Below are 5,280 nucleotides of genomic sequence, written 5' to 3' on the forward strand. Positions count from 1 at the left end.
CATCCGCCTGACCATGGCGGACACCGGCCACCACGCCGGCCGCCGCAGTGCTTCCCGGATTAGTGATGATCTGCAGCCAATCGGTCACGTTGCTAGAGGGTGTTACCCCTCGGGTCATCGCCGTATGTCCCAGGCTCCCGCCCGGGCATAGTCCCCACCTCATAGGCATGAGGCGGTTTCAGCCGGCCGAAACGAGAAGCGCCAGCTTATCCCTCAGCGATGATTCTTTGCGGTTCGGCACCGTCTCCGACTGGCCTCACTGGCAAGCCCTTGCGGGCCTTTCATGGTTGAGCTTTTCGTCGTCCGCTGTTTGAGCGGATCGCCGAACCCGGTCAAAGGTCCGGTCGCGCGTGTCGCCACGTCGCGAACTCCCCACGCCAGCCGAGGTTGAACGAGCCTGACGAGTCTTGCACCCGAATTGGTCCGCTGCGCGCGGACTTTGGCCCGAGCCCCCTGGACAGGATTTGCACCTGCTTCGACCATCACGGCCCCGACGCTACCGCCCAACGGGCGGCACCGGCGGGGTGTTTCTCCGTCGCCCCGATTCGAGGAAGTGTTGAAAGAACCCCATCGGATAGAACGTCGAGATTACGCCCCGCTGGTGAGACGGGGGATTACTTCGACGAGCCTCCGTCGATCCGGACAAGCCTGTCTCCAGGCATCCGGCTCTACGGGTGGATACCGCGACGGCTGGTGAGGCCGTCCCCTTGGCCGAGCTGGTGAGGCTCGGTTGAACGGGAAATATCCCCCGTCTCGATGACGCCAGCGGCATCTTGCGCGACTGACGATTGGGCCAAAAGCCCAGAAGTCTATGCTACCACGTGAGTTGCGCGAACACATCCGATGGTATCGAACTCGGGGGGGCCGGCTTTTCCACCGTCCCCCACAGGCACGAGAATTTTTGCGGCCGTGGGGTTGACTGCGTTCTGTTTAGGTGTTAGCATATAGGTGAACAGTACATGGAGATAAGTATGGTACCTCGCAAGTTACAGAACCCCGAGCTATCCATCGGCGATGTAATCCGTCGCCGGCGCGTTGAGGTCCTGAAGAAGGGACTCCGCGAGATGGCGAGGGAATTGACCATAGCCCCGGCGCACCTGACGGACATCGAGAAGGGACGACGGACGCCGTCTGAAGGGCTCCTGAAAAGAATCAGCGAGGCGTATGGAATCGGGGAGGCCGAGCTTCGTGCGGCGTGGAGCAAGGCGGATGAGGTGGTTCAGGAGGTGGCGACACAGGACACCATGAGTGCGGAGAAGGTGCCGCAATTCTTGCGGACAGCTCGCAAACTCAATGCCGAGCAGTGGGACCAGCTTATCCGTCAGGCCGAGCAGATGGCTGCGGGGAAAACGCGGAAGGAACGCAGGTAGGATGAGCGTTAAGCTGCCAACCCGAGTATTCGACCCGTCCTATGGCCGGCGGGTGATTGAACGCCGGGCGTGGAGCTGCCTGCTACGATGTCGAAAGTCACTCGGGCTTGATCAGATACCGCTTCCGATTCCCGTCGAGCAATGGATCGAATCACCACTCGGGTTCCATTTCGGCTTCGCGGATCTCTCCTATCTGGGCGATGGCGTGCTTGGTGCGACGTTCATCCGTGAGCGAGAGATCCTCATCCACGAGGGAGTGACGGACCACGAGGGACGGTGCCGATTTACGTGCGCTCACGAGCTTGGCCACATGCTGCTTCACGACAAGGTACGCACCGAGTTCCATGAGACCAACGATCTGGGACCCGGGTCGAACGATGTGGTCGAACGTGAAGCAGATCGTTTCGCCGCCGCGTTTCTGATGCCGTTGCCCTTGGTCGAGGCCGAAATCGTCAAGGTATTCGATGACTGTCGCATGGACAGGGTCCGGTGCACCTGGGAACTGATGCAGACAACGCGTGAATCGGAATGGATGTGGCGAAAGCTGCTCCTTCCCGTGCTGACGCGACGATTCGGTGTGTCACTTTCGACTGCCATCAATCGCTGCAACGATATCGAGCCGCGAATCCCGCGTCCACGGCCACTGTTGCCGGCGGAGTTTGTGGAGCCTCTTCTGCACCGTTCGGCACGAGGCGATGAATTGGAGGCTATCCGACTGAGGAACGGAGTTCCGCAATATGCGGATTTGTTCACAGAGCAGGCGAGTTGACCAAGGTGTTGTTTTTTTGCCGTCGATGTTCGCATGTACGCGAACATCTAACAGCGATAGGAGAACAGTGATGTCAGCAACTGTGCGGTCGACGCACTCCATTCGCATTCCGAAACGGTATCACGATTCACGGTCGAGCGAATGGAGAAGTGAGCACGAGAATCACGGATCGGACCCCGCAACCGCACTAGCCGGATCAGAAGCGGTGAACGAGAACAAGACGCCGGCAGCGACTCGGGGCGCTGAATTCAGCAGTCAGGGCCAGCCCTGCCCGGAATGCGGCAGCGCCATGATGAAACAATGCGGCTGTTGGGTCTGCATGAGTTGCGGATGGAGTAGGTGTGGTTGACCACTGAAGCCCACCAGGGCAATTCACAACGTGCCTGTGGCCAAAGGATCTACCCAAGGTGAACCTCGTGGCGAACCGGATCTGCGAAAAACCGCCGTTGCGAACCGGGGAGACGGACAAGACGCAGTGAAGCGAGGGGCTTCAAGAGGGGCTCAGCAATGCTTGCGTTTGACCTGACAAACACGCCGCTCGCCGCCAGCACCGAGCTGGTAGTCGCCCCGAAGGACCATGAACTCTGCGGGATTCTCAATGCGCTTCTCATGGTCGAACGGTCTTCCTTTGCCCGGCTTACGGGCCGGCAGTTGCGTCTGCACGACGGCAATCTCGACGAAGTTGCGAAGGTGCTCCATACGTGTTTTCCGCTGCTGTATCAGCGAGCTGCAGGTGAACACGGGATTCGCGCCAGCCTGGCATGGCTTTGTGGGCTCAGTGTCACGAGATTTCCCCTCGAAGGGGAACCGGAGCACGCGAGAGACGACGCCAGTTATTGGCAGCCCGTAGAACGAGGGTTGTAGCCGTGTTCGAGAGGACGACAACACGAGCTGATGATGCCACCAGCCCCAACCGGCTGGCCCTCTCGGCCGAGGAGGTGGCCGAGGCTCTGGGCATCAGCCGTGCCCACGTCTTCAAACTGCTGAGCAGCGGCCGGCTGCCCAGGCCGATTAAGCTTGGCCGGGCTGTCCGCTGGCCAAGGAAAGACCTGGAGGAATGGCTTGCATCCGGAGCCCCTTCCAGCGATCGTTGGGAGTTGATCAGGAGGCAAGGGTAACGGGCGTGGTGCCTGAACTGTAAGGAGTGTGAGCAATGAACGTCTTCAAGCCTACTTACCACGACCAGAAGGGTAACTTGCGCAAGACCGCCAAGTGGTATGTCGAGTTCTTCGACCACCGGGACAAGCGGCACCGCATCGCGGCATTCACGAGCAAACCCGCCACCGAGGAGTTTGGTCGCACGCTGGAGAAGCTGGTGTGCTACCACAAGGCCAGTGGCGGGCAGATCGACCCGGCGTTGCACGGCTGGCTGACTCAGCTTCCTCGGAGCATCCAGGAGCGGCTCTTTGAGTACGGACTGATCGACGGGCGCCGCGCGACTGTGAGCCTGCTCCTCATCGAGGATCTTGAGCCATTCGCCCGTGCCCTGAAAGCGAAGGGCACAACAGCCAAGCACGCTGCGCTGCTGAAGTCTCGCATCACCCGCCTGCTCAAGAAATGCGGATTTCAGCATTGGGGGGATATCTCCGGCACGAAGCTGATCACGACGCTCGAAGCGATGCAACAAAACCAAGAGGCTAAGGATGGTCATACCATCAAAGGCATCGGCGCCCAGACCTTCAACTTCTACCTGCAGGCGATGAAGCAGTTCTGCCGGTGGGGCGTTCGTGAACGACGCATCGCCGAATCCCCCGTGGCCTACCTCACCGGCCTGAACCCGAAGATGGACCGCCGATTCGATCGGCGTGCCTTGACTGCCGCGGAACTTACCGCACTGCTCGACGCCGCCACCGCCGGACCCGTCCACCATGGGCTGTCGGGACAAGAGCGTGCATTACTCTATCGCTTGGCGGTTGAGACAGGACTTCGCGTGGCCGAGCTACAGAGCCTGTCCCCGTCATCATTCGATCTTGCCTCCGACGAGCCGACCGTGACCGTGGCGGCCGCGTACAGCAAGCGCCGGCGCCAGGACACAATTCCGCTGCTGCCGGAGTTGACTGATCTCTTGGCGAAGCATGTTGCCGAGGTTCCGGATGGCACGCCCGTCTTCCACATTCCGGACAAGCCGGCCAAGATGCTTCGTGACGACCTCGCAGCGGCTCGCAAGGCCTGGCTGGAACAGGTGGAAGACCCCGAGGAACGCCAGCGGCGGGAGAAGTCTGATCACCTGCGGTACCGCACGGCCGCGGGCGTCATCGACTTCCATGCCCTCAGGCACACGTTCATCACCAACCTGGCGCGTGGCGGCGTGCATCCCAAGCTTGCCCAGGACCTCGCCCGCCACAGCGACATCAACCTCACCATGTCGCGCTACTCGCACACGGAACTGGCCGAGCGAGCCAAAGCGTTGGCCAGTCTGCCCGGCACAAAAACCGCAGGGAACCAACCACCTGAGGTGTTGGATGAGGCGTCGAGTTTGGGGCGGCGCTTGCGCATAAAGCAGAGAATCCAGGCGACTTCGGTAGACTCTGGTGGACCGGACGGCGAAAAACCTGACCGCGCGCAAGTCCTTGCTGCGCTTGAAGAAGTGCTGTGTTTGATGGGCTTTACGGAACAGCCACCGGCCGGATTCGAACCGGCGACCTGCGGTTTACAAAACCGCTGCTCTGCCAACTGAGCTACGGTGGCAAGTGCTTATTAAATAACGATTTACAAACTCACATGTGAATGCCGATTCCCTTGACGACAACCGGGCCCTATGGCATACTGGATCTATCGCCTGTGCTGTTGGATCCAGGACAACCGGGAGGCCGTTGGTCATGGCAACCGTCACTCCTCGCCGCAAGAAGCCACGCAAACCCTGCCCGACTTTCCCGCTCACGGCCCACCCCAATGGGCAGTGGTGCAAGAAGATTCGGGGCACAGTCCACTTCTTCGGTGTCTGGGCACACCCGGACGCTGCGCTGGATCATTATATCCGCCAGGCAAGCGACTTGCACGAGGGGCGGGAACCCCGCAGCGACGAAGAATAGCCCCTTGGGCAGTTTTGCTGCGAGATGAAACGGTAGGAAGTAGAGCCGGGGCGGGCATGGGATGGGTGGCCCATCCGGAGAGACGGGACGGCTTTTGGAGCAAGTGCTT

The 5,280-nt window shown here is 60.6% G+C and carries 5 protein-coding genes, 1 tRNA gene and 1 pseudogene; 5 read left to right on the plus strand and 2 right to left on the minus strand.

Annotated elements, in window-relative coordinates:
• Nucleotides 1-971 precede the first annotated feature (971 nt).
• Nucleotides 972-1,370, plus strand: coding sequence for a helix-turn-helix transcriptional regulator (locus KA354_24985; GenBank protein MBP7937906.1), 399 nt, complete (start codon nucleotides 972-974; stop codon nucleotides 1,368-1,370).
• 1 nt (nucleotide 1,371) lies between these two features.
• A complete protein-coding gene (locus KA354_24990) occupies nucleotides 1,372-2,139 on the plus strand; it encodes an ImmA/IrrE family metallo-endopeptidase (protein MBP7937907.1) in 768 nt (255 codons plus the stop codon).
• 501 nt (nucleotides 2,140-2,640) lie between these two features.
• Here KA354_24990 and KA354_24995 read toward each other — a convergent pair.
• Nucleotides 2,641-2,838 (minus strand): hypothetical protein, encoded by a 198-nt coding sequence (locus KA354_24995; protein ID MBP7937908.1) that lies wholly within the window; start codon nucleotides 2,836-2,838, stop codon nucleotides 2,641-2,643.
• 62 nt (nucleotides 2,839-2,900) lie between these two features.
• On the opposite strand from KA354_24995, the gene KA354_25000 reads away from it, so the two are divergent.
• Complete coding sequence (locus KA354_25000) at nucleotides 2,901-3,257, plus strand: helix-turn-helix domain-containing protein (GenBank protein ID MBP7937909.1); 357 nt, start codon at nucleotides 2,901-2,903, stop codon at nucleotides 3,255-3,257.
• A gap of 35 nt (nucleotides 3,258-3,292) precedes the next feature.
• Nucleotides 3,293-4,522 (plus strand): annotated as a pseudogene (locus tag KA354_25005) (tyrosine-type recombinase/integrase).
• A gap of 232 nt (nucleotides 4,523-4,754) precedes the next feature.
• Here the strand turns inward: KA354_25005 and KA354_25010 are convergent.
• A tRNA-Thr gene (locus KA354_25010) sits at nucleotides 4,755-4,827 on the minus strand.
• A 131-nt stretch (nucleotides 4,828-4,958) separates the two neighbouring features.
• Between KA354_25010 and KA354_25015 the strand changes: the two genes are divergently transcribed.
• Nucleotides 4,959-5,171: a hypothetical protein gene (locus tag KA354_25015; GenBank protein ID MBP7937910.1), complete on the plus strand. Its 213-nt coding sequence runs from the start codon at nucleotides 4,959-4,961 to the stop codon at nucleotides 5,169-5,171.
• Nucleotides 5,172-5,280 lie beyond the last annotated feature (109 nt).

Source organism: Phycisphaerae bacterium (assembly GCA_018003015.1).
Classification (GTDB): domain Bacteria; phylum Planctomycetota; class Phycisphaerae; order UBA1845; family PWPN01; genus JAGNEZ01.

Excerpts from the sequence above, each read along its gene's own strand:
- KA354_24985 (MBP7937906.1), top strand. The coding sequence starts at position 972 with ATGGTACCTCGCAAGTTACAGAACCCCGAGCTATCCATCGGCGATGTA.
- KA354_24990 (MBP7937907.1), top strand. The coding sequence starts at position 1,372 with ATGAGCGTTAAGCTGCCAACCCGAGTATTCGACCCGTCCTATGGCCGG.
- KA354_24995 (MBP7937908.1), bottom strand. The coding sequence starts at position 2,838 with ATGGAGCACCTTCGCAACTTCGTCGAGATTGCCGTCGTGCAGACGCAA.
- KA354_25000 (MBP7937909.1), top strand. The coding sequence starts at position 2,901 with ATGGCTTTGTGGGCTCAGTGTCACGAGATTTCCCCTCGAAGGGGAACC.
- KA354_25015 (MBP7937910.1), top strand. The coding sequence starts at position 4,959 with ATGGCAACCGTCACTCCTCGCCGCAAGAAGCCACGCAAACCCTGCCCG.